This is a genomic window from Thermococcus sp. JdF3 (assembly GCF_012027495.1).
Lineage (GTDB): Archaea > Methanobacteriota_B > Thermococci > Thermococcales > Thermococcaceae > Thermococcus.
In genome coordinates this window covers 143,971-165,531 of the sequence record NZ_SNUK01000001.1, presented here as the reverse complement: position 1 = coordinate 165,531, position 21,561 = coordinate 143,971, and the positions used below count along the sequence as shown (strand labels likewise).

Genomic DNA, 21,561 nt, shown 5'->3' with positions numbered 1-21,561 from the left:
ATAACTTCGTTATGGCGAAAAGCTTATTAAGATTTAAAGAGTTGCCAATTATAACAGCATACCCCTAACGGCCTACAATCCTAGAACAGAACAAAGTACATGAAACGCCGCAAGCTAAAATCACTCCGGGCTGCACCGCAGTTAATTGGGAGGCAATCAAATGAAGAAGCTCTCTCCGAAAGATGTTACAATACTCATCCCCACCAAGAACGAGGAAGATGGAATAGGAGAAGTTATTGATGGGTTCAGGGAATTGGGTTATACCAGTATTTTTGTGATAGACGGCCACAGCACCGACAGAACCCGGGAGATAGCCAGAGAGAAGGGTGCAACCGTCGTTCTCCAGAGCGGCAAGGGCAAAGGGCAGGCTGTTGCTGAAGCTTTTAAGATGATTGATACTCCCGTCATTGTCATGATTGATGGTGATGGCACCTACGATCCGAAGGACGTTGAGAAACTTCTTCAGCCCATTGAAAGGGGCATAGCAGACCACGTCATAGGGAATAGACTGGAGAATTACGAGGACGGGGCTTTCACCAAGCTTAACCTCATAGGCAACAAGATATTCAACGCCCTTTTCCGGTTCATGTACGGGGTGAAAGTTCATGACCTCCTCACCGGGTACAGGGCATTCACCAAAGAACTCTACAAGAGCATGGAGCTGGAGAAACACGGCTTTGAGATAGAGACCGAGCTGACGGTTGAGACCATTGCCAAAGGCTTTCGGATTGCAGAGGTGCCCATAAGCTACCGGAAAAGGAAAGGACAGGCAAACCTTCACCCGATAAAGGACGGCTGGAGAATTGGGAGGACTATAATCGAGCTCATGATACGGTACAATCCCGGCAAATACCTCTATCTCCTGGGGTTCATCTCACTGCTGGTCGGGTTTATCATGGGGTTCTACGTGATTGAAGAATGGCAGAGGGGGGTTACACATTACCTGCTGGCACCTTTGACGTCGATATTCGTCATCACAGGGATCAACATGGTGATATTCGGGTTTGTGACGGGGTACATATTTAAGAGTATGGCAAGTTTGAGGAGAGACATGAGGCGGATTACACCATACAGAAACGATAAAAACCAATGAAAAGCTATCCCCGGGTGATAAGGTGCTCAAAGGCAATATTGCAGTAATCGGGCTTAGGGGGATCCCATCAAAGTATGGCGGAACAGAGACCTTTGTAGAAGAGCTCACCATGAGGCTGAGGGGAGACTTCCAGTTCTACGTAATGCATGAGGACAGTAAGTTCTTTGAAGATGACTACAAAGGAATAATAAGGGTTCACTCTCCCGCGGTTGAGAGCAAGAGCACAAGTATACCCTCGATTAATGATTTTCTTAACACAGCATATATGCTCTCAAAACATGAAACGGATATTGAAGTCATGTATTTTTTGGGACCTGACAGTTCTGTGGCTGCAATACTTGGACGGCTGGCTAAAAAGAAAATCCTCATAAATCCCGACGGTGTGGAGTGGCGCAGGCTCATAAAACGGAGCCGCTTTGTGCCTATCTATCTGATGCCAACTCTATATATTTCAACCAAGTACTTGAAGTCCTCTGAAATAACATGGGGGTTTGCTTCATGACGGGCAAAATATGGATAGATATTGCAAATACCGCGGAGATACCATTTTTTAAACCAATAATTTCGGAGCTTAAGGATAACTATCCGATACAATTAACCTGTTGGAGACGCGGAGAAGTTCCAGAATTGCTACAGTCTCTCGGTTTTCAAGCCAAGCCTATTTTAAGTGACTCCTCCAATCCTATCAAAAAAGCGTTATCCGTTGGAATGAGAACATCTCTTCTGGCATTGAGTGCTCCGAAATTTGATGCTGTTGTAACAATGGAAAATGTTATGCCCATTCCTAGCGCATACTTGCGGAGAAAGACGTCAATCATAATTTTAGACAATGATGTTAAACTTAATGCTCCCCAGAGCACATTTCAGAGATTAGAAAATAAAGTAAAAAAACTTGCCAAGTACGTTCTTGTTCCGGAAGTAGCCTATGAGGAATTCTCTAAATTCTTTGGGCAGGATCTTCTTACTTATCCTGGGTACAAAGAACATGTTTCAATTTCAGATTACACTCCAGATCCAGATTTCTTGAATAAGATACCATTCGAGGATTACATAGTCTTGAGACCGGAATCATTAGCCTCCCACTATGTTTTAGAGAAAGAGTCAATTGTTCCGGAATTACTTAGATTATTTAATAAGGAGGGGATTAATATAATTTATCTTCCTAGAAACAAAGCAGAAAAGCAACTGGCAAGGGGTTATAACGTATACATCCCCCCTAAGCCCTTAAATGGATTAGATTTATCCTATTATTCACGTGCAGTACTAACGGGTTCTGGCACAATGGCACGAGAGGCAGCACTACTTGGGGTCTCTGCAGTTTCTTTTTTCCCGGGAAAGACGTTGCTTGCAATTGATAGAGACTTAATAGGAAGGAAGCTACTCCTTCATTCCAGAGATCCTAAAATTATTGTTGAGTATGTTGTCTCAAATTGGAATAAAAGAAGAAATGCAGAGTTCGAACAGGCGAAAGAAATCAAGAATGAAATAATTTCAGTTATCGAGCACATAATTAATGAAAGCTGGAGGTAATTGGGATGAATATGGTTAATCTAGATCTTCTTATTGCCTCTTTTTGCATGGTGAATATTAAAGAACTTATCTGTGCTCAAAGTAAATATATAAATATAGATAGATTAATATCAATGTTCATCGCAATTACACTATTATGCTACAAAAAATCATCGGTTTGACAATGTGTTACGAAGAAGGTTATGTGGAGGGTGATAGCTGGTATGTCGGAGGAGACAGAGACAGTTATCCTAATCAGCCCCATTAGAGGGGACATCTTAAATCCCAAAAAAGGTGGAGAAGTATATGTTAGGTTTATAATCGATGATTTTCTGAAACAGGGAAACAAAATAATAATTTTGACACCTTCTCAGCAGTCTGACAATAACAATAAGAAAGTACTATGTCATATCTTTCCTTCATTTGGAGGTGTAGGAAGTTTATTGCTTGGTCTAAACTTCCCCTACTTGTTTAGACTAGCTAGAGTAGTAAAGCAAGCAAAACGTAAGTTAAAACTAGCCTTAAATGGTCCCTTCGGAGCAATTAGCACGTATATTCTTTCAAAAATATTAAACGCTGAGATGATCTATATTGCACACAATGTTGAAGCAGACAGATATTCAGAAAAAAGTGTATTTGAACATGAAGTGACATTTTTATGGGTACTATCCCCTTTCGTTACTTTATTTGAGACTTTTGCTGTTAAAGCAGACAAAATTATCGCAATCTCAAAAATGGATAAAAAAAGGTTTGTAGAGCGATACATAATACTCCCTGAGAAAATAAAGATCAATCAGCCAAGAATCATAATATCAAATAGCCAAAACGTCAAGAGAGAAAAGAATAACAAAAACATGAAAATTGTTTTTCATGGGTCATATAGATACCTACCAAATAAGGAGGCCATGAGTATTATAAAGGAGTACATAGCAAGAGAGATAAAATACCAATGTGAATTTGTAGTTTTCGGGAGTGGATCCCCAAAGCTAAGGCAGGATAATTTTCTTTCACTTGGTTTTGTTGATAATATTCACGAATTCTTATCTTCCTGTGACATAGCAATTGTCCCTCTTAAAAGAGGAGCTGGTGTTAAGCTTAAGATGCTTGATTATATGTGTGTGGGTCTTCCAATAGTGACGACTAAGAAGGGTGCTGAGGGTTTGGATTTGGTGAATGGTAAACATGCAATAATAGTAGATGACGTAAACGAAGAGTTCATAAAGGCTATTGAATATCTAATAGAGAACCCAAAAATAAGAAGAAGACTCGGACACAATGCAAAAAAACTAGCAAAGAAAAAACACACAACAAGCATAGTGGAGATGGGCAATAATGAGGAGGGACTTATGGAAATTATTGATAGTAATTCTCCTGTTTATTAACATGACAACCGTATGGACGTATCTCTTCAGGGAATACTACAGAATATACTATCATCTTCAAACATATTACATTGCTTCACTTCTGATACTCATAGTTATTATCCTGGGACTATTGATTCTCAAAGACTTAGGCATATCACTTGCGGGAGTTGTTGGAGCGTCTATTTTCCTTGCTGTTCCTATTTCGTTTTATCCAAATATAACAAATAATCCCGACGTAATAAAAATGTTACAACTTACGTCACTTTTACTTAGGAGAGACTTCGAATTAGCAAGGCACGTTGATTATAGTGCATTTCCGGGGTTTTCATATATAGTCGGCATAGTTAGTGTTCTTGTTAAGGTACCACTAAGAATAGAGCTTGCATCTTTTCTGTATGTTCTTTTAACTATCATGTTTTTACTACTCTTGGTCACTTTGGGGAAAAGCTCACGGTGGGTAGGCGTGTATCTCTTGATATTATTTTCGGAGGGTTTTATTTATTCTTTTGAGTATTTTTCTCCCCAGCTTTTTGGACAGATACTTCTTATAACGGCACTAATTATAATGCTAAATACAAGTATCTCGCCTGAAAAGGGTTTTATACTGTTTTCTTTGGTTTATTGTGGGACGGTTGTGACACATCCTGAGAGCATGTTAATGTTGCTCATTGCATTTACACTTTACTATGGGAGAAATATTTTTCTCACTGGCAACTCTAAATCAGCACCCCGTATTTTAACACAGATAGCCGTGTTCCTCATTATACTAACTGCATATAGCATCTTTTTTATATCATCATTCGGCCCAAGTTATATTCTAAAAATGCCTTTAGTATATCTTCAACAAATAGACAAAATTATATTCCATCTATTCAAATCAGAAGGCGGGGCTGTTGTTACATCGTCCTCAATAAAGCCCCTGAATATTCATATACCTTCCATAATTAATATTTTGTACAATGCATTTTTATTGTTGTTTGCTATTTATCTCCTGAAAAAATATAAAAGGGAATTTTTTGGTTACTGGATCTTAATATTTTCGTTTTTTATCTCTGCTGGCGTATTTCTTCTCGTATTTGGATTTTCGTTTGGGCAATTTATTGGTAGGCCTGCCCTTGCTGTGTCTTTAATCGTTGGAATTCTAGTTGCTCGGTATTTCAGTAAAAAAGACACAAAAATAGCAAGGATATCCTCTGTATTTTTCCTTACCGTATTGCTTTTAGTCTCTTTCCCAGCTCGTGTTGCACCACAAGAATGGAATGTTCATGTGGAAAATTATTATCCCCCTATATTCTTCATCATGAGCAACGGTGTTAGGGAGCATGGTGGGATATATTATTTTTTATATCCTAACATTAATATATCTATTAAGCAAGCAAACTATGTTATCTTGCCTGTTGGGCAAAAAGTGTATCTTTCCGGAATGGAGAGATATCTTGGATGGGATGTAGATAGAATTCTTCACCAGCTGTCAAAGCTGAATAGTGTAGTATATTCAAATGGACTATCTACTATAGTGCTAAAGAACCGCGTGATAAATGAGTAGGGGGTGTATATGTTGAAGTACCTAAGCAAACTATCAACAATCAAAAGATATGGCACAGATCCTCACTGGTGGAAAAATGTATTTGTATGGCATGTAGGCCCGTTGGTTTATAGAACGAATAAAGGGTTCTCTGTGATGTCGGAATATTGGAATCATTTGATAATTCTTGATGCATGTCGTTTTGATATCTTCAAAGAAGAAATAAAAAAAACAAGACTTTATACTCAAGGGAAACTTGAATACAGGATTTCCAAAGGTTCTATGACAGCAGAATTTTTACTAAACAATTTTGGAGAGGGAAAATTTAAAAACATTGTGTATATAACTGCCAATCCTTTTGTTGATATGTTGCTTAAAGGGAAATTCTATAAGATAATACCCGTATGGAAAGACGGTTGGGATGATAACCTGAATACTGTTCATCCTAGAACAGTCTACGAATACACGAAACTTGCTCTCAAAGAATATCCTACCAAACGTTTTATAATACATTTCATGCAACCTCACTTCCCATATTTGACGTTGAGATTGCCTGAAGAGACAGGATTCTCTAAACATCGAGAGGCTGTGTTGAATGGGGTTATGCAATGGAGGGACCGAACTGTATGGGACTTAGTTGCAGAAGGCAGGCTACCAATAGATATTGTTGAACATGCTTATCGTGAAAACCTTAGGATAGCACTTAAATATGTCGAAAAACTTGTAAAAATACTTGATGGGAAAATAGTGATAACCTCCGATCATGGAGAAGCATTTGGTGAGCGTTTGCACCGGATAATCCCGATAAACGTCTATGGTCATCCTAAAGGTATTAGAATTAACCCCTTGGTAAAAGTTCCTTGGCTAATAATAGAGAGACCAAAAAAAAGACGAGACGTTGAAAGTTTAAGATTAAAAAAAGCAATAAAAAACCTAAAACTCAAGGGCAAGGTCTAAACAAACCTCTTTAATACTATTTTTATCACTCTCAAATCAACCCCCAACCTCTTTTCTATCGCTAAAAATAGCTCAACGTCTTCCTTGTCAATGCTCCTGCTCAAAAGAACCAGGAACATATACACTGCAAGAAAAACAATCAAAACCGGGATAGCATACCATATACTCGGCACTTTCAAATGCAGGCTCTGAATCAATCCCAACAAAACAAAACTAATAACTAGCGGCTTAACGTAGTTCCAGCTGAAGGGATGGATTTTAGTCCTCTGATAAAGCCTGAGGGAATTCAAAACATTTGTTACAAAATATGAGGCAGCAGTGGCTATAGCTGCGCCCTCGATATTATAACTTGGGATTAAGAGCGCGTTCAAAACAACGTTTATTACTGCGGAAATTAATGTGGAGTACATTATAAAATTGCTCTCCCCGATGACAATTAAGCTCCATCCATTTAACCCCAAAAACGTGTGGAACATAAAACCCAAAGCCAGAATCTGAAGTGCCGGAGCCGCTGAAACATACTTAGCTCCAAAGAAGAGGCTTATAGTGGGCTCAGGGAATAAAAAGATCAGGGAAAATAATGGGAAAGTAGCCAAAAATATCCACTTGGTCAGTATCTGATAAACCCTGCCCATTTCTTTAAGCTTTCCTTGAACATAAAGGACAGTAACCAAAGGTGGAAAAATCAGCCCCGCAGAATTCAAAAATATCGGCAAAAGCTTGGCAATCGGGGCAGCACCATTATACAGACCAACAACATCAGAACCCAGGTAATAACCAAGCATCAAAGTATCAGTCCACGTCATTACAAAACCAGCAATACCAGTTAGCATGAGGGGAACTGAGAATTTAACCAGCTCTTTTCCGAGCTTTGAACTCAATGAAATCGTGAATTTAAGCAGATCAACCTTCCAACTACTAAATACCAGAGCCAGAAACGTCAGGCCCCATGAGATAACGTAAGCCGCAAACACAAAATCAAACGGGAACTTCAAAAATGCCCCGACCGCAACGAAGACCATGAACAGTAGTGGATAGATTATATTCTGAAAATACACCTGCTCCCTGACCCTTCCAAAGCCCCTCGATACCGAAATAATGACCCCTGTCAGCGCCCAAAACGGTAAGGCAAAGACCACTATCCTCAGCGCTCCCGCCAACCTCTCATCGCCGAAGAGCCGGGAGATGTCCCCCGCGCCGGCGAAGAGGACGGCCGTCCAGATTACGCTGTTCAATGCCACGATCACCAGGGCCGTTGAAATCAAGTCTCTAACCTTCGAGGGTTCTTTTTCCCTGTAAAACGCGACCTCCCTCGGTAAAGCGTTCTGGAAGCCTAGCATAGCTATCACAAGGGCGATGTTGAGGACGGTCAATGCCAGGTTGAACACACCGTACTCTCCAGTGGAAAAGTACCTCGCAATAACCGCCCTGCTCAAAAACCCGAAGAACATTGAAATGACAGTCCCGGCAAAAACGATCCCCGTCCCCCTGGCAATCCTCTGCAGTGCCTGGCTTGCCTCGCTCATGGGATTTCACCTTTTGACTCATTTGACTCATGATTGACTCATATTTGACTCACGGTGAGTCTTTAGCTTATACTTCCCTTTCTCGACACGTTTGAAAATTCCCAATCTAACCAAATCACTCAGATCCCTTGTTGCCGTCTGTCTCGAAACATTAAACAACTCCTGATACTCCTTATTCCCGATCTTCCCATTCTCCTTCACGTAGAGCACGGCCTTAATCTGCCTTTCATTTAAACCCAGCTTTCTCAGGTAATCCCTTGTATAAATGTCCTTCCTCAAAAGGACAACGAAACCTCCAGCTTCCTCCCTAAACTCGGGCTCGGGTAAGCCGCTCTCCAGACAGAGGCGGACTATCTTAAACGTTCCAGTTCACCTAACATTTTGATGGAGTGTGATCTTAATAAGTTTTCAGTTATTGAAAGAAAAATAACTATTTCCCATGCAACATACAGGGTTTGATTTGCCTCACTCATAGGTTATCCCCCCAAGGCCTCTTTCAGCTCGTTGATGATGAATAAAAACTCCTCCCTATCAAATATTATCCCCAGTTCCCGCCCCACTGAAGCCAGGAACTCCTCATTCTCCTTGAAATATCGAATCACCCAATCCAAGTTGAATTTTTCATGGGAGTACAGCAGTTTAAATATCCCGAAGTCCAGCTCCCCGGGAGCAGTGGCCAGCACGTAAATGTCAACCAGATCCTTTATCTGCTTCTGCCCCCTGTACTTGTTTTTCTCTATCAGGAACTTCATTGACAGGATGACCTCAGGAAGGGCTACTCTAAGATCTCCAATTTCGTCATAGAGTTCCTTTTCAAAAAGCACCTTAACGTAGGGATGTGCAAAGCTCATCGGGCTCACTTTTTCATCCCACAAAATGTCCAGAAACAGTTCTCTAAGTTCGTACGGAGGAATCTCTTTGGACTCTTCAAGGCTTATCTCCCTTAATTCCCCGTCCAGGGTCTCGCGATAATATTTGATATACCTGAAACTAACCGGCACGAAGTTATTGGCCAGCAAATGTTTTTCAATAGCCCCAAAATTTTCCCTCAAAGCAACAAAATCGATATCCAGAGACGGCAGAGCCCTGCTATCCAGTTTCCGGGCTTGAAGATAGGTGGCCCAGCCCCCGACCAGTACAAGCTCTTCCTTCAAGCCCCTGCCAACTTTCAGCATCCACTCATGGGATTCCCTGATTATCGGATTGTCCCAGCTTCTCACCGCTATCTCTTCCATTCTATCTCCTCCAGCACGTCTTCAATGACCCTCGTATACACCCCCTCCCCAAGGGCATCGGCAATAACCTGCTCAATCACCGGCAGCCTGTATCCCCGTATGTTCACCGTATAGTTAAAAACCCCTTCATCATATGAGTAGAACCTGATTGGATACCCCTCGCGTTTGAGTCCAATTTGTTTTAACTTCTCAAAATGCTCCACTCTAATATACGCAGTCCCAAAGCTCGGCTCCATAACTTTTCCCAGAACCCAAAGCGCTGACGTTCCAGAGAACACCACAAAGTCCCTGACCTCCCTGGGCCTCACCCTGAAAGTCACCCCCTTAATGACTCGGAATATCTTCCTCTTTTCTGCCCCCCACACATAGAGGAGGGCCCTTTTGTCAAGGACACGTACTTTCCCCATCTCAAGGACTATTACCCCATCGCTCTCCAGTGACCTGAGAACTCTGTAAAGATAAGGCCTGTTAACCTTAAACCTGGCCAGAAGTTCCCTAACGGAGGTATCCCCCCTAACTGCCAGCTCCCTCAGTATTTTCTCCTTCAGTATCGGGGCCCTCATGATGTATGCTTTGTATGTTTTTCTTTATAAGGCTTAGGATACACATGATACAGCAAAACAGACCCAGCAAAAACTATCCCTGTCCCTTTAGCACTCTTCTACAGGGCTGGCTCGCCTCTCGCTCATGAGAGTCACCCCATATTTTCCTCCAAATATTCCCTAAGATGAATGAGTCCTTTCACAGTCCCAATCTGCTCCATTAAAAGGCCAACACGGTGCATCATTAAAGGGATTAAATCCTTAAGGGACTCATCCCCGGAAAGCTGGTTTTCAAGCTCCTGAATGATTATCCCATAGTCCAGCCCGGTTTCAACAAGTGCGATCAAATCCTCAACGTCCCTCACCCGTTCCATTGAAGTTATACTTTTAAACAGGAAAATATCCTCTTTTGAAACAAGACAAACTCTAAAGAACTCGTGGGATTCAAAATCTTCGGGAACCTCAGCCCTTGAAACCATGCTCTCAGACAGGTACAGCCTGTTAAGAACTCTCCTGACAAAAACATCAAGGTTAAACTCATGTAGGGGGTGCATATATCTAGCGCTCATCCCCAGAGTGTAGTCCCATTGAGAACGGTACTGCCTCAAATAGACTGGAAGTTTTGGTACAGGAGTTTCCAGGAGAGCCTCCAGAAGAGAGTACTGTCCCCCGTTTGTTACCACAACGTCAATATCCTTTGTTGCACTTTTAAGCCCCCTAAGGGCCAGATTCCCACCGCCGTCAGTACTATCCAGGAAAATAAAAACTTATCGTGTTATTGGGGGAACATTACCGGCATTGTTTGGGGATACAGGGTAGCGGACTCACACTTCATTCACAGAATTATTGAAAATAAAACAACCGCCAGCACGGCAGAAGCGGCATAAGAGCTCTTTTAAAAGGCAATGCCAACCTAAAGAGCCCCGTGAGCCAACTGGCCTCCGAAGAAATTATTATAAATTTCCCATGCAATTAACCATGGATCACATATGCCGGTTGTAATCGCCATTGATGAAAGCAACAAAGCAGCTGCAATTGTAATAGCAGATTACGATGATCTACCCAAAATTGTAAGGGAGTTCAGGGGGATAAGACATTTCAGGGAAGTTAAAAGAAACCGGAATCAATACCTAAAAAACGAATTCAAACCCAAACTGGAAAAAGCCCTGGAAAAATACTACCTCGAAATTAAATATCACACCAAAATCGACCACTACTTCTGGGAGGATGTTGAATACCATGCCCGTTTTGGACTGGAAATTATGGTGGACGACAAGCTCTGGAGAGCGGTTGTGGATAGATTTGAAGATATGCAGATTTCAATTGTAAAGGAAGGAGATATCGCCCCGGCTATAGAGGAGCTAAAACGAAAGCTATGGAAGGCACAAAAAGAAAAAGATGTCGTAACACAGAAGCAAATTGAGAAAGAGCTGGAGTATTACATCCAGAGGAGTATTCTGATAACGGTAGCGGATAATTACGTTAATCTCCGGAGAAGAGGATTAAAACATTAAAAAGAGCCAAAGGACACACCCGCTCATCCGCCCCCTCCTATCATCGGACAGGCTTCACAGGGGAGCGGGTGAAATTTTTGACATTGGTCACTGCTTCCAATGGTTTGTATAGTCTTAATCTTTTTAACTCTTTCGGGCTCCATCAAACTAATCCTTCTAATCCTTCCTATCCCCCGCTCTCAGAAGGTAAAAGCCCTAATTCCCACCGCCAATCAAGTAGACCTGCAGGGGCTCAATGTGCAGCAATCTGGCTTTCTCCTCAAGCAGATGGAGCTCGGATATTATCCTCTCCCTGGTTACCGCGCTCACTTCCTTTCACCAAAGTACATTTTGAAGATTTCTTTCACTTCCTCCATGGATGGATAAGGGTATTTGTTAACCTCTTTGCCTTCGAGGTATTTCAACAATCCGCTCACGCTGACATCGTATTTCCTGCAGAGTTTAAAAAGAGTTTTCTGATCTATTTTATCCCTATACGCTAGCAAAAGGACGATTGAATACAGAATCGTCCGGGGATTAAAATCAATGAGCAGCGCATGCACAACGATCTCTTCCAGAGAAAGTTTCTTTACATTTTCAGAATAGTAGTAGTGATACTGCCCGGTCCCAATAAGCTCCATTCCAAAATCACCGAACCTTTCAAGCCCAGTTAGGTGAAAGTTTCCAACGTCTTTCCCCCTGTACTCACCTGTTGATAGAATGAACTCCCCAACCCCGCTCCACACCACGACAGAATCAGCGGAGAACCCCCTCGCTTTGATGGAATTCTGCAGCTCATAGAATTCCCTGGCAAACTCGTGGAACAACCTATACCTTTCAATCAGAAAATACTCCCCATTTTTCTTTCCAATGATGCCGTAATTGGACAGCCTTCCAGTTACATGGTAGAAGGTGCTCCTCGAAAGGTTGCTCTTTATGCAGAGCTCGTAAGCACTTAACGGGGTGTCCTTGAGAACCGCAAGAAGGGAGAGATTCTTCCCGGTCAGGATGTTCTCAAGGCACATGTGGTGGAACTTGAAAACTACCATCTTAAAAAGCTCCGCGGCTTTTGCATCGCTTAACGATACTGTTTTATGCCTGCCCATTCTTTCAGTCTTTATCAGATCCTTTCTTTCGAGGGATGCAACGAGAGCTGAGGTTCGGGAGATTGACAGGCCCAGTTCCCCGGCCAGCTCGGTTATGCTCCTTTCCTCCCTAAGTTTCAAAAGTACCCTAACCTCGATTTTTGATAGGGCTTTCATGTCCAAAAATTAGGAAGTATTATATATAACACTTTTGGTTTTTTAGACAAGTTTTGCGAGCTTGACCTGGAAATCTTCCTCTTTTCTGCCCCCCACACATAGAGGAGGGCCCTTTTGTTAAGGACACGTACTTTCCCCATCTCAAGGACTACTGCCCCATCGCTCTACAGTGATCTGAGAACTCTAATAAAAATAAGGCCTGTTAACCTCAAACCTAGTAACAAGTTCCCTAACGGAGGTATTCCCTGACTGCCAGCTCCCTCAGTATTTTCTCCTTCAGTATCGGGGCCCTCATGATGTATGCTTTGTATGTTTTTCTTTATAAGGCTTAGGATACACATGATACAGCAAAACAGAACCAGCAAGGTGTTTCTCTCCATCTTTTGAGATCTCATATGGGGCCTGATTCATGAAGACTTATCGCGCGTTCCCTGCGTAGAGACCAAATGTACAAAGCTGACCTTTGCAAGTTTCAACTGTATCGGATCTTTTGCCACGCGAGGAAAATGCTTCGCGTGAAAATTTCACGCGACTTCTCGGGGAATCCCTGAACCCCTCTGAAGGAGATAAATACCCCAGAAGGTCATCACTTGATCAGGTGACCAACTTGGGCGATGTGCTCTTGGACTTCCGAACGTTGTTGCGGTTGCTCGCAGAGTTGTATCACGATGACGAATTTGACAGTCGCACAGTTTCTGCAGACCTTCAGGCAATTCTGCTCCCACGCCGAAAAGATCCTGGGCTCCTCAAAAGACTGGGCCCAAAGATAATCTCAAACGATCTTGGAAGACTCTACAGAATGGGTTTTCTCCGGAGGAGGAAAGTATCCAGAGACTGTAAAAACAAAAAAGGAAAAACATACCCATGTGGTTACAAGTACCTCTACCGGATAAACCAGCAGGGGTGGGATTATCTTAACCACCTTGCCAAAGAGAAAAACAAGAGTGCATATCCCATCCCTGCAGAGGTCGTGGATGAAGTCAAAGCGGCCCGGCTGGGATTGGAGAGGCTGTACGCCCTTCAGGCGTGGCAGGCGGACATGCCTGCTCTTTCGAGAGCGTTTCTGGATGATGTCCATGGGGAGATCGATGGAAAGTTCTCCGGACGTGGCTACAGGCATTTTCCATTGAAGCGTATTCTATTCGAGGGCAGGATAACGTGCTGGATGATTCTTAGTGAACTTCAAAGGGAGATTATCACCCTTCAAAAGGAACTAAAAGAGAAAGAACTAATTATAAGAGAGCTTAAGAAAAAGTTAGATGGGACCAAAAACAAAGAAAGGAGTCAAACGGGATAATTTATTCGCTCAGCAGCGTGAACAGTCCTATCAGCAGGATTATCACGTTTATGGCCCTTTTAAGCTTCTCTCTATCGGCGATCCGGTTCACGTGGGTACCGAGATAAACTCCCGGAACGGTGCCGGCGATCAGGGCGGCGGCAAGATTGTAGTCCACGCTTCCCATCCCCGCGTAATTCAGGAAGCTGAGGGCCGAAAGCGCCAGACCGTAGGTTATCGTAACGCCGACAACCTCCTTCGGGTCGAGCCTGGCGACGTTCATCAGGGTGAAGCTGACTATGACGCCAGCACCAACGGAGGTGAACTGAACCGTCAGGCCAACGATGAAGCCGAGAAGGTAAACGTAGGTCCACCTCGGCCTTACCGGGACGTGGAATTCACCCTTGAGAAGGCTCAGAACCGCGCTGACGACGAGTATCGCCCCGAGGAGGAGGGTAAGATAGTCGTTGAGGGCGTTCCGGTCTATCTCGCGGAGGATTATCCCGCCAAGGACTACCGCAGGAACACTGCCAGCAAAGAGCCTCAGCGCTATGTCGTACCTTATCCTGCCCTTCCTCCCGTGGAAGAAGACGCCGAAGATTCTGGTGGCGGTGGCGTATAGCAGGTCGGTTCCGACGGCAGTTAGGGGTTCAACGCCGAGAAAGATTAGGGAAGGGGTCATCAGGGCCCCGCCGCCAACCCCCGTTAGGCCCACGAGAAAGCCGACGAGGAAGCCCAGTCCAACGAAGGTCAGCGGGTTCAAGGCCTTAACCTCCAGTTTAAGGCAGGTAGCCGAGCTCCCTGGCCTTGGCTATGACCGCCTCGACCTCCTCCTCCGGCGTCATCTTCGAGCTGTCCACCCTTACCTCAGGGTTCTCAGGTTCCTCGTAGACGCCGTCGTAGCCGGTCAGACCCTTTATCTCGCCCCGGAGGGCTTTAGCGTACAGCCCCTTCGGGTCGCGCTGGATTCTCACCTCGAGGGGAGCGTAGACGTAGACCTCGATGAAGTCCCCAATCTCCTTCCTCGCGTACTCCCTGACGGCCCTGTAGGGTGAAATCAGCGAGACTATCGCTATAACCCCGTTCCTGCTGAGGAGCTTGGCCATGTGGATAACGACGCGGTTGTGCATCTCTCTAGCTTCCTTGGAAAATCCAAGGTCCGGATAGAGGGTCTTCCTTATGGTGTCGCCGTCGAGTATCTCAACGCGGTAGCCCATTTCTCTGAGTTTCTTGGCAAGTTTGACAGCTAGAGTAGTCTTTCCAGCACCGCTCGGCCCCGTGAGCCAGATTGTAAATCCATTCTCAAGGTTCTTCAGCTCGTCCATTCCACCCACCTCGCTCTAGCGGTGATTGTAAATTGTGAAGGTGAAAGATTGAAGGTCAGAGAATGCTCCTTCCGTGCATACTGGCGAGAGGCTCCTCTATTCCAAAGAGCCTGAGCATGGTTGGAGCGAAGTCATAAATTGTCAGCTGCGTTGCTTTGCTCTCGTCGAAGCCGGGCAGATACATCGAGAACACTCCGAACTCGGAGTGATTGGCATCGTCCGGCCCGGTGTCGTTCTCGGGCAGGTAATTGCTCGGGTGGCCGACGGTTCCTGCCGCGCGCCAGTTGAGGTTGTCGAAGTAGACCATTATGTCCGGCTTGCTTCCCTTCGCTATCGGATAGATATCCTCAGGGTAGAACACCTTCGTGTCCCATTTCTCGCCGTTCGGGCCCCGTATTGACTTTATCTGCTCGGCAACCTCGTCCCTTACCTTCTCGAACCTGGAGAGCGGTATCTTTCCAGCTTTCTCCCTTCCGAGGACGTTGAGGAAAACGCGCGAGTAGTAGCCGCCCCAGCCCCAGGCGGTGGTTTCCTTCCAGTCAACCTCAAGGCTCTCGAAGCGCTTGACCTTCCCGTCGTGGAGAACCTCCGGGTTCCTGACCTTCAGCAGCCCTTCCTGCGCTAACCACTGGTTCACCGCAAAGTTGCCGTGCATGGCCTTTATTCCGTGGTCGGAGACGATGAACACGGCCGTCTCGTCGAGGTCTATGAGCTTGAGGGTTTCCCCAATCTCCCTATCCAGCAGCCTGTAATAGTCTGGAATGACGTTCTCGTACCTGTTCCACTTGCCAGGGTAGAGGTGGTGGTTCGGGTCGAAGTAGCGCCAGAAGGCGTGGTGGAGCCTGTCAAGGCCAATCTCGACGAAGTGGAAGTAGTCCCACTCCTTCTCCTGAATGAGGTAGCGTATGACCTCGAACCGCTTCTCCGTCATCTCCCAGATGCCTTCCTTGACCTCGTCCTTGGCTTCTCTCCTGAAGGGGACGTCGAAGATGTACTCCCCGACAAGGCGCTCTATCTCGCCCTTCAGCTCCCTCGGGTATGTGTAATCAACGCTCGCGTCTGGCGTTATGAAGCAACTCACGAGGTGGCCGTTGATCGGCTTCGGCGGGTATGTTGGGGGCACACCAACGATTATCGACCTCTTCCCCCTCTCGCCGAGGTAATCCCACACGGTCGGCTCCTTGACCTTTTTGCTGTGGGCTATCCAGTAGTCGGTGTAGCTGTAGCCGGTCCTGTGCCTGAAGCCGTAGAGGCCGAGCTCGCCCGGCGTTTTTCCAGTAACCATCACCATCCACATGGGAATGGTTATCGCCGGAATGCCGGTCTGCATCGGGCCGTAGACGGACTTTTCGAGGAGCTTCTTCACGTTGGGCATGTCGTCAAGGAAGCGGTTGAACAGCAGCTCCGGCGGGGCGGAGTCGAGGCCTATGACGAGGACTTTCTCCGTACGCTCCATACCTTCCTTAACCTTCCTTTCAAACTCCATCCTCCTCACCTCAGGTATTCCTCGATGATCGCGAGCACATCCTCGATTTTATTTCTCTCACAGACACAGCCGAGGACCTCCCTCTTGCCGCCCGCGTTCGCTCCGAGGGCTTTAACGCGTTCTATGACCTCGGCCATGTTTATCCTCTCCGCTTCCTTTCCGGAGATTCTGAAGTACACCTGCGCCTTTCCGTGGAAGTCCCCGTTGATGACCACCGCACCCCTATGGTTCATCTTCCAGACGAGCTTTCTGGCGACCTTTGAGATGATGTTGAAGGGGCTCTCGAAGCGGGCTATGGCGAAGCCGTTCCGCTCGTCAACCCCCGAAACCGCCCCCTCGATGGCCTCCCTGATCGCCTCTGCCTTCTTCACCCACGGCTCGTATTCAAGGAGCTCCCTGACCGAATGGCTCAGGAGCACTCTAACTGCCTCCTCTACAGCTTCCCTCTCCATGGCGATGTAGTTCGAGTCAATAAGCTCGACGAGCCTTAAAGCATCTTCCCGCGAGAGTCCCTCCCTTTCCAGAAGCTTTCTGACCCTCTCCAGCTCAAAGGCCTTCTCCCCGGTGTCGCCCACAGCTCCGAGGGCCGTCCATGCGTTGAAAAGCCCAAAGCGCTCTGAAACGACGAGTGAGCATGAGGGGTAGTATTCGCCTTCGAGGGATGGGTTCACCTGCTCCACGAGCGGATTTTTGATCCTCGGCTGGGTGTGGTGGTCGATGAAGAGGGTCGGAACCTTAACATCCTCAACCTCGCCCGGGAGGTTGAAATCTAAAACGTAGAGCCTCTCGGCTTTTTCTATTGCCCCCCATATCCTTTCATCAAAGCGGAACTCACCTATCGGTGCCGTCATGTTGGTGAACCCGTCTAAGTCAAGCGCTTTGACCAAAAGTGCCGCCGAGGTTATTCCGTCGGTGTCCCAGTGGTGGACGATTAGGTTCACCTAACTCACCTCGCAAAAATAATGGAAAGTCACTCAACGAACGGGTTCTCGAAGCTCCGCACGACCTCGAAGACCTCCGGCCTCATCATATGCTCCGGCGGCTGCTCACCGGCCATTATCATCTTCCTGAGCTTCGTTCCGCTTATGTGGACGTGGAACTCCCTGTCGTGGGGGCATATCTTCGCGTTAACCATTCCGCCGCACTTCCTGCAGTAGAAGGCCTCCCTGATGAACATCGGAGTTATTCCCAGGTCGGGGAAGTTGTCAAACATGTCCCAGGCCTCGTAGGGCCCGTAGTAGTCGCCGACACCCGCGTGGTCCCTTCCCACGATGAAGTGGGTCGCACCGAAGTTCTTCCTCATTATCGCGTGGTGGATGGCCTCCCTTGGGCCAGCGTAGCGCATCTCGTAGCGGACCGTCGCGAGAGTGGCCGCGTTCTTTGGATAGTAGTGCTCGAAGAGCGTCTCATAGGCCTTGATTATGACTTCATCCCTGTAATCGCCCTTCTTCTTCCTTCCGAGGACGGGGTTGATGAAGAGGCCGTCTACGAAGGTGAGTGCCGCCTTCTGGACGTACTCGTGGCCGAGGTGCGGCACGTTCCTGGTCTGGAAAGCCACTATCGTCTTCCATCCGCGCTCCTTGAAGAGAACCCTCGTCTCGACCGGCCTGAGGGTGTACTTGGCGAAGGGGTTCGGGAGCTCGTTGAGGAGCTCTATCTCACCGCCGACGAGGTAGTCGCCCATATTCATTACCCTGGCGACGCCGGGGTGGTTGACGTCGTCAGTCTTGAATACCTTGACGGCAAACTCTTTCTTGTCGTAGGTGTAAATCTCCTCGATGTGCATTCTAGCTATCGGCAGGTCATCGTAATACAGGAGTACCGCGTCGCCCTCGTCGAAGGTTCTCTCGCCAACGTCGAGGACAATCGGGATCGTCCAGGGCGTGTCGTCGCTCAGGCGCATGTGGTCGAGGACGCTCTCAAAGTCGTCGCTCGTGAGGAAGCCCTTGAGAGGTGAATAAACGCCGTGAGCGATGTTCTCAAGATCTATGGCCCTTCCGTGCTGTATCTGGACGCGCGGGTATTCGTGCTGCTCGCTCAGAATCCTCTCGCGGGTTCTCTCGGCAACGAGTCTCCTGACAAGCTTGCCTCCGTGCGGCTTTGAGACCATGGTATCACCTCAAAAAGGAAAGGCCTCAGTCGAGGTAGCCGAGGGCGCGAAGCCTCTCCTTGACCTTCTCTTCCTCCTCCTCTGTGAAGACTTCCTCCTTCTCCTCCTCTTCGAGGCTTGCCAGAACCTCGCGGAGGACGTAGGTGACGTAGTCCGAGACCGAAGTGAACCCTGTACCTTCTATCCTGGCCTTAATCTTGTCGTAGAGGGGCTTGGGTATAGAAACGGTTGTGTACTTCTTCTCGTCCGCCATCACGAACACCTCCGGTTTTAATGATATTTAATGACATTTAATTAAGCAACTCCGGGAATATATAAAGATTTCGCATCTGAGGGGAATTGGGGCGCTTACCGGTCCACGCACACCCCACAAAGAACATCGTCTATCCTGAAAACTCCCCTGTCAAGGACGGTCTTCTTCTGAACGTAGGTGTAGCGGATGACAACGCTTCCATTTAGGTTATCGGGCAGGAGGAACTCGTCCTTTCCTTTAACCCCGTACCACTTCTTGAAGACCAGAGTGCCGTTGCCGAGGTAGCCGTAGATTCCAATCCCGGTTCCGGTGGCGTTGGTGAACCTGAGGACTACCGAACCGTTCCCCACGGTCACGACGACGTTTGGGTGCTTAAAGCGGAAGATCTTCACCATGCCACCGTCGGAATAGACCTGATCGTAGTCAGCAGGGTACCCTTTGGTGAACATAAGCTTCGCAAGGGTTGTGTTGAAGGCATTGCCGTTCATTATTACGGCGTAGCCATAGTTGATGTTTACGTAGGCGTAAACATCGGCTGTGGGCCTGCTCGAGAGGGGGACCTCTCCAAGGTTTCCTCCGGATTCAACAAAAACCCTCTTTGGAATAATAATTTTTCCGCCAAGGTTCACCTTGACGTCCCAGACCTCACCGGGAGCGGCCATCAGCGAGTACGGCCCGTTCGAGAAGACCAGGATGTTTCCATACGCGGCCTCCCTGCGGAGGACAACCAGTGCGTACTTCCCCGGATCAACTCCAGCCGTCTCCACCACTGCCCCGAACTTCATTACCGTGTCGTATGAGACGATGACGTAGTCAACGCCCGGGTTCATCAGGCCCTTCTCGTTCACCAGTCCCAGGTAATACTTGGCCACCCACCCGCTGGGTCCGCCCTGTGCAACAGGGGATCTCATTGAATAGTAGGTCACCCAGTGGCCCTGGTCCCACCAGGTCATGACGACGTCGTTGGGGTTGGAGATTCCACCCAGGTAAGTCAGCGCGGACTCCCATTCCCCTGTCATGAAGGGGTGGACGCTCAGCGTTGTGCTGGTTCCCTGGTATGCCGATATCAGGGGGACGCCAATCAGGAGTAGGGAGAGGGCAGCGGAGAGCCATTTCCGTTTATTCTCATCCCCGAGGCTCTCAATCAAAGCACCCGCCGTATCATAGAGGGCCACCAGGCCAGTACCAGTCATCAGGGCCACAGCCAGGGATGCGATAAAGAGGAACCTGGTCCAGACGACTGCCATCGGTATCATGACGAGCGCGGTGCCCAGGAGGAGGAAGTCACCCATCCTGGGCCGTTTGAGGAAGCGGAAGGTGAAAAGGGGCACCAGCAGTCCGGCGATGCCGTAAGCCTCCCACCAGTCCCCCAAGGTCGTCCTCTGGGTCTCGGATATCGGGCTGGCGGGGAAAAGCCTCAGCAGGGCTTCGTTTACCACACCGTAGTACCTGATTCCAACCCACAGCGTCACCGCGGCACCTATCGCCACGATCGCTGCCCTGACCTTCTTCTCCTTCACGAACTTTGAGAATGCAAGGAGGGCCACCAGCACCAGAAGGGTCAGGGGCACCGCATATTCTACGTAGATGAGCAGGAAGAGATCCTTTATAAAGCCGAACTGCATTCCAAGCTCTTCCGCCAGCTTCTTCCCGAGCCACCGGCTGTAGGCAACCATCCCGTAGCCAAATCTGCCCCCGAGCCAGTTAGCCATGAGTGCACCCAGGGCAGATGAGAGGGCCATGACAATGCCGTCCGTGATGTATCTGTCCCTCCCCAGGAGGAACGCGCCGGCGGAGACCATAACGGCGTTGGCCAGGAGAAGACCAAATATGGGATAGTAAGCCTGCCAGAAGGCCGCGGAGAGGCCGGCAAACAGCCCGGGAAGGAGGTAGAACGCCAGCCTTTTGTACCTCCAGGAGGGGGATTTCTTGGAGAGCGCCAGGGCCATCCCGAGGAGAGCCGCGCTGTAGAGGAAGAGCATGTAGTTGTCTCCCCTGTAATAGCCGGCCATGGAGCGGAAGACGTGGCCGAAGCTCACCGCCAGGAAGAACGCTGAAAGAAAGGCCTCCCTTTTGCCGTAGAGCCTCAGCAAGGCGAGGTACGTGAACAGCACGGTGAGGACGCCGAACACGACCGGCGTTATTCTGAAGGCGTTGTAGAGCGAAACGCCGAAGAGGGAGAGGAATTTATAAAAGTAGGCGGGCGTCATCCAGAGGCCTAAGGGATGGAACCTGGAAATCTGGTACCCCCACGGCCCTCCAGCGTAGGTGATGAAGTTCACCCACTCGCCCCTCTCCAGCGCGTACCGGATGTAGGCGAGGTGGAAGTAGGGGTCGTAGCCGAGGAGGTACCTGAACCGCATTGGAATGAGCCTGAGGGCGAGGGCGATAACGGCTATGATTGGGGCTGCGAACTTCGGCTCGATGAGTTTCCGGTAAAGAAAGGATGCCATTTCAGACCTCGACCACCATCCCATTAAAGTTCCCCTCTCACGTAATTTATCCTCCAGTTCACTACTATCGCAAAGTAATAAAAGCGTTGCGCAACGCTATCGTTTTCACACGCGCCGGACGAGTTACCCACCCCGTTGAGCGTGGGAAATGG

General features: G+C 47.4%; 21 protein-coding genes. 8 read left to right on the top strand and 13 right to left on the bottom strand.

Annotated elements, in window-relative coordinates; genetic code table 11:
- Positions 1–160: 160 nt before the first annotated feature.
- The 6 genes from aglJ to E3E42_RS00765 all read left to right on the top strand — a co-directional run bounded on the left by aglJ (position 161) and on the right by E3E42_RS00765 (position 6,448).
- Positions 161–1,093, top strand: coding sequence for an S-layer glycoprotein N-glycosyltransferase AglJ (gene aglJ / locus E3E42_RS00790; RefSeq protein ID WP_167902230.1), 933 nt, complete (start codon positions 161–163; stop codon positions 1,091–1,093).
- Between the two features lie 22 nt (positions 1,094–1,115).
- Positions 1,116–1,595: a DUF1972 domain-containing protein gene (locus E3E42_RS00785; protein ID WP_370519557.1), complete on the top strand. Its 480-nt coding sequence runs from the start codon at positions 1,116–1,118 to the stop codon at positions 1,593–1,595.
- A complete protein-coding gene (locus E3E42_RS00780) occupies positions 1,592–2,623 on the top strand; it encodes a DUF354 domain-containing protein (RefSeq protein ID WP_167902229.1) in 1,032 nt (343 codons plus the stop codon). The genes E3E42_RS00785 and E3E42_RS00780 overlap by 4 nt, the downstream gene beginning before the upstream one ends.
- Positions 2,624–2,805: 182 nt before the next feature.
- On the top strand, positions 2,806–3,984 hold the full coding sequence (locus E3E42_RS00775; RefSeq protein WP_167902228.1) for a glycosyltransferase family 4 protein: 1,179 nt from the start codon (positions 2,806–2,808) through the stop codon (positions 3,982–3,984).
- Entirely contained in the window at positions 3,935–5,512 is a 1,578-nt protein-coding gene (locus E3E42_RS00770) for a hypothetical protein (protein WP_167902226.1), read from the top strand. The genes E3E42_RS00775 and E3E42_RS00770 overlap by 50 nt, the downstream gene beginning before the upstream one ends.
- A gap of 12 nt (positions 5,513–5,524) precedes the next feature.
- Positions 5,525–6,448 (top strand): hypothetical protein, encoded by a 924-nt coding sequence (locus E3E42_RS00765; RefSeq protein ID WP_167902224.1) that lies wholly within the window; start codon positions 5,525–5,527, stop codon positions 6,446–6,448.
- Here E3E42_RS00765 and E3E42_RS00760 read toward each other — a convergent pair.
- The 5 genes from E3E42_RS00760 to E3E42_RS00740 all read right to left on the bottom strand — a co-directional run bounded on the left by E3E42_RS00760 (position 6,445) and on the right by E3E42_RS00740 (position 10,434).
- A complete protein-coding gene (locus E3E42_RS00760; protein ID WP_167902222.1) occupies positions 6,445–7,974 on the bottom strand; it encodes a flippase in 1,530 nt (509 codons plus the stop codon). The genes E3E42_RS00765 and E3E42_RS00760 overlap by 4 nt on opposite strands.
- 27 nt (positions 7,975–8,001) lie before the next feature.
- The gene (locus tag E3E42_RS00755; protein ID WP_240913588.1) at positions 8,002–8,253 is read right to left on the bottom strand and encodes a DeoR family transcriptional regulator; all 252 of its coding nucleotides are present in this window, start codon (positions 8,251–8,253) and stop codon (positions 8,002–8,004) included.
- Positions 8,254–8,450: 197 nt separating this feature from the next.
- Complete coding sequence (locus E3E42_RS00750; protein WP_167902221.1) at positions 8,451–9,209, bottom strand: hypothetical protein; 759 nt, start codon at positions 9,207–9,209, stop codon at positions 8,451–8,453.
- Positions 9,197–9,772, bottom strand: a complete 576-nt coding sequence (locus E3E42_RS00745) for a winged helix-turn-helix domain-containing protein (RefSeq protein WP_167902220.1) — start codon at positions 9,770–9,772, stop codon at positions 9,197–9,199. The genes E3E42_RS00750 and E3E42_RS00745 overlap by 13 nt, the downstream gene beginning before the upstream one ends.
- A gap of 131 nt (positions 9,773–9,903) precedes the next feature.
- Positions 9,904–10,434, bottom strand: a complete 531-nt coding sequence (locus E3E42_RS00740; protein WP_167902218.1) for a hypothetical protein — start codon at positions 10,432–10,434, stop codon at positions 9,904–9,906.
- A gap of 306 nt (positions 10,435–10,740) precedes the next feature.
- Here E3E42_RS00740 and E3E42_RS00735 point away from each other — a divergent pair, with 306 nt between their 5' ends.
- Positions 10,741–11,265, top strand: coding sequence for a hypothetical protein (locus tag E3E42_RS00735; RefSeq protein WP_167902216.1), 525 nt, complete (start codon positions 10,741–10,743; stop codon positions 11,263–11,265).
- 305 nt (positions 11,266–11,570) lie between these two features.
- Here the strand turns inward: E3E42_RS00735 and E3E42_RS00730 are convergent, their stop codons facing one another.
- The gene (locus E3E42_RS00730) at positions 11,571–12,506 is read right to left on the bottom strand and encodes a helix-turn-helix domain-containing protein (RefSeq protein WP_240913587.1); all 936 of its coding nucleotides are present in this window, start codon (positions 12,504–12,506) and stop codon (positions 11,571–11,573) included.
- A gap of 607 nt (positions 12,507–13,113) precedes the next feature.
- Here E3E42_RS00730 and E3E42_RS00725 point away from each other — a divergent pair.
- Positions 13,114–13,803, top strand: a complete 690-nt coding sequence (locus E3E42_RS00725; protein ID WP_167902214.1) for a hypothetical protein — start codon at positions 13,114–13,116, stop codon at positions 13,801–13,803.
- A 1-nt stretch (position 13,804) separates the two neighbouring features.
- Here the strand turns inward: E3E42_RS00725 and E3E42_RS00720 are convergent, their stop codons facing one another.
- The 7 genes from E3E42_RS00720 to E3E42_RS00690 form a co-directional block, all read right to left on the bottom strand.
- The gene (locus E3E42_RS00720) at positions 13,805–14,545 is read right to left on the bottom strand and encodes a sulfite exporter TauE/SafE family protein (RefSeq protein ID WP_167902212.1); all 741 of its coding nucleotides are present in this window, start codon (positions 14,543–14,545) and stop codon (positions 13,805–13,807) included.
- 16 nt (positions 14,546–14,561) lie between these two features.
- On the bottom strand, positions 14,562–15,107 hold the full coding sequence (cysC, locus tag E3E42_RS00715) for an adenylyl-sulfate kinase (RefSeq protein WP_240913586.1): 546 nt from the start codon (positions 15,105–15,107) through the stop codon (positions 14,562–14,564).
- A gap of 55 nt (positions 15,108–15,162) precedes the next feature.
- A complete protein-coding gene (locus E3E42_RS00710; protein WP_167902210.1) occupies positions 15,163–16,593 on the bottom strand; it encodes an alkaline phosphatase family protein in 1,431 nt (476 codons plus the stop codon).
- Between the two features lie 5 nt (positions 16,594–16,598).
- The gene (locus E3E42_RS00705; RefSeq protein ID WP_167902208.1) at positions 16,599–17,534 is read right to left on the bottom strand and encodes a DHH family phosphoesterase; all 936 of its coding nucleotides are present in this window, start codon (positions 17,532–17,534) and stop codon (positions 16,599–16,601) included.
- Positions 17,535–17,563: 29 nt separating this feature from the next.
- Positions 17,564–18,703 carry a sulfate adenylyltransferase gene (gene sat, locus E3E42_RS00700; RefSeq protein WP_167902206.1) on the bottom strand — a complete coding sequence of 380 codons (1,140 nt, stop codon included), beginning with the start codon at positions 18,701–18,703 and terminating at the stop codon, positions 17,564–17,566.
- A 25-nt stretch (positions 18,704–18,728) separates the two neighbouring features.
- Positions 18,729–18,956, bottom strand: a complete 228-nt coding sequence (locus E3E42_RS00695) for a ribbon-helix-helix domain-containing protein (protein WP_054834271.1) — start codon at positions 18,954–18,956, stop codon at positions 18,729–18,731.
- A gap of 95 nt (positions 18,957–19,051) precedes the next feature.
- On the bottom strand, positions 19,052–21,409 hold the full coding sequence (locus E3E42_RS00690) for an STT3 domain-containing protein (RefSeq protein WP_240913585.1): 2,358 nt from the start codon (positions 21,407–21,409) through the stop codon (positions 19,052–19,054).
- Positions 21,410–21,561: the final 152 nt, after the last annotated feature.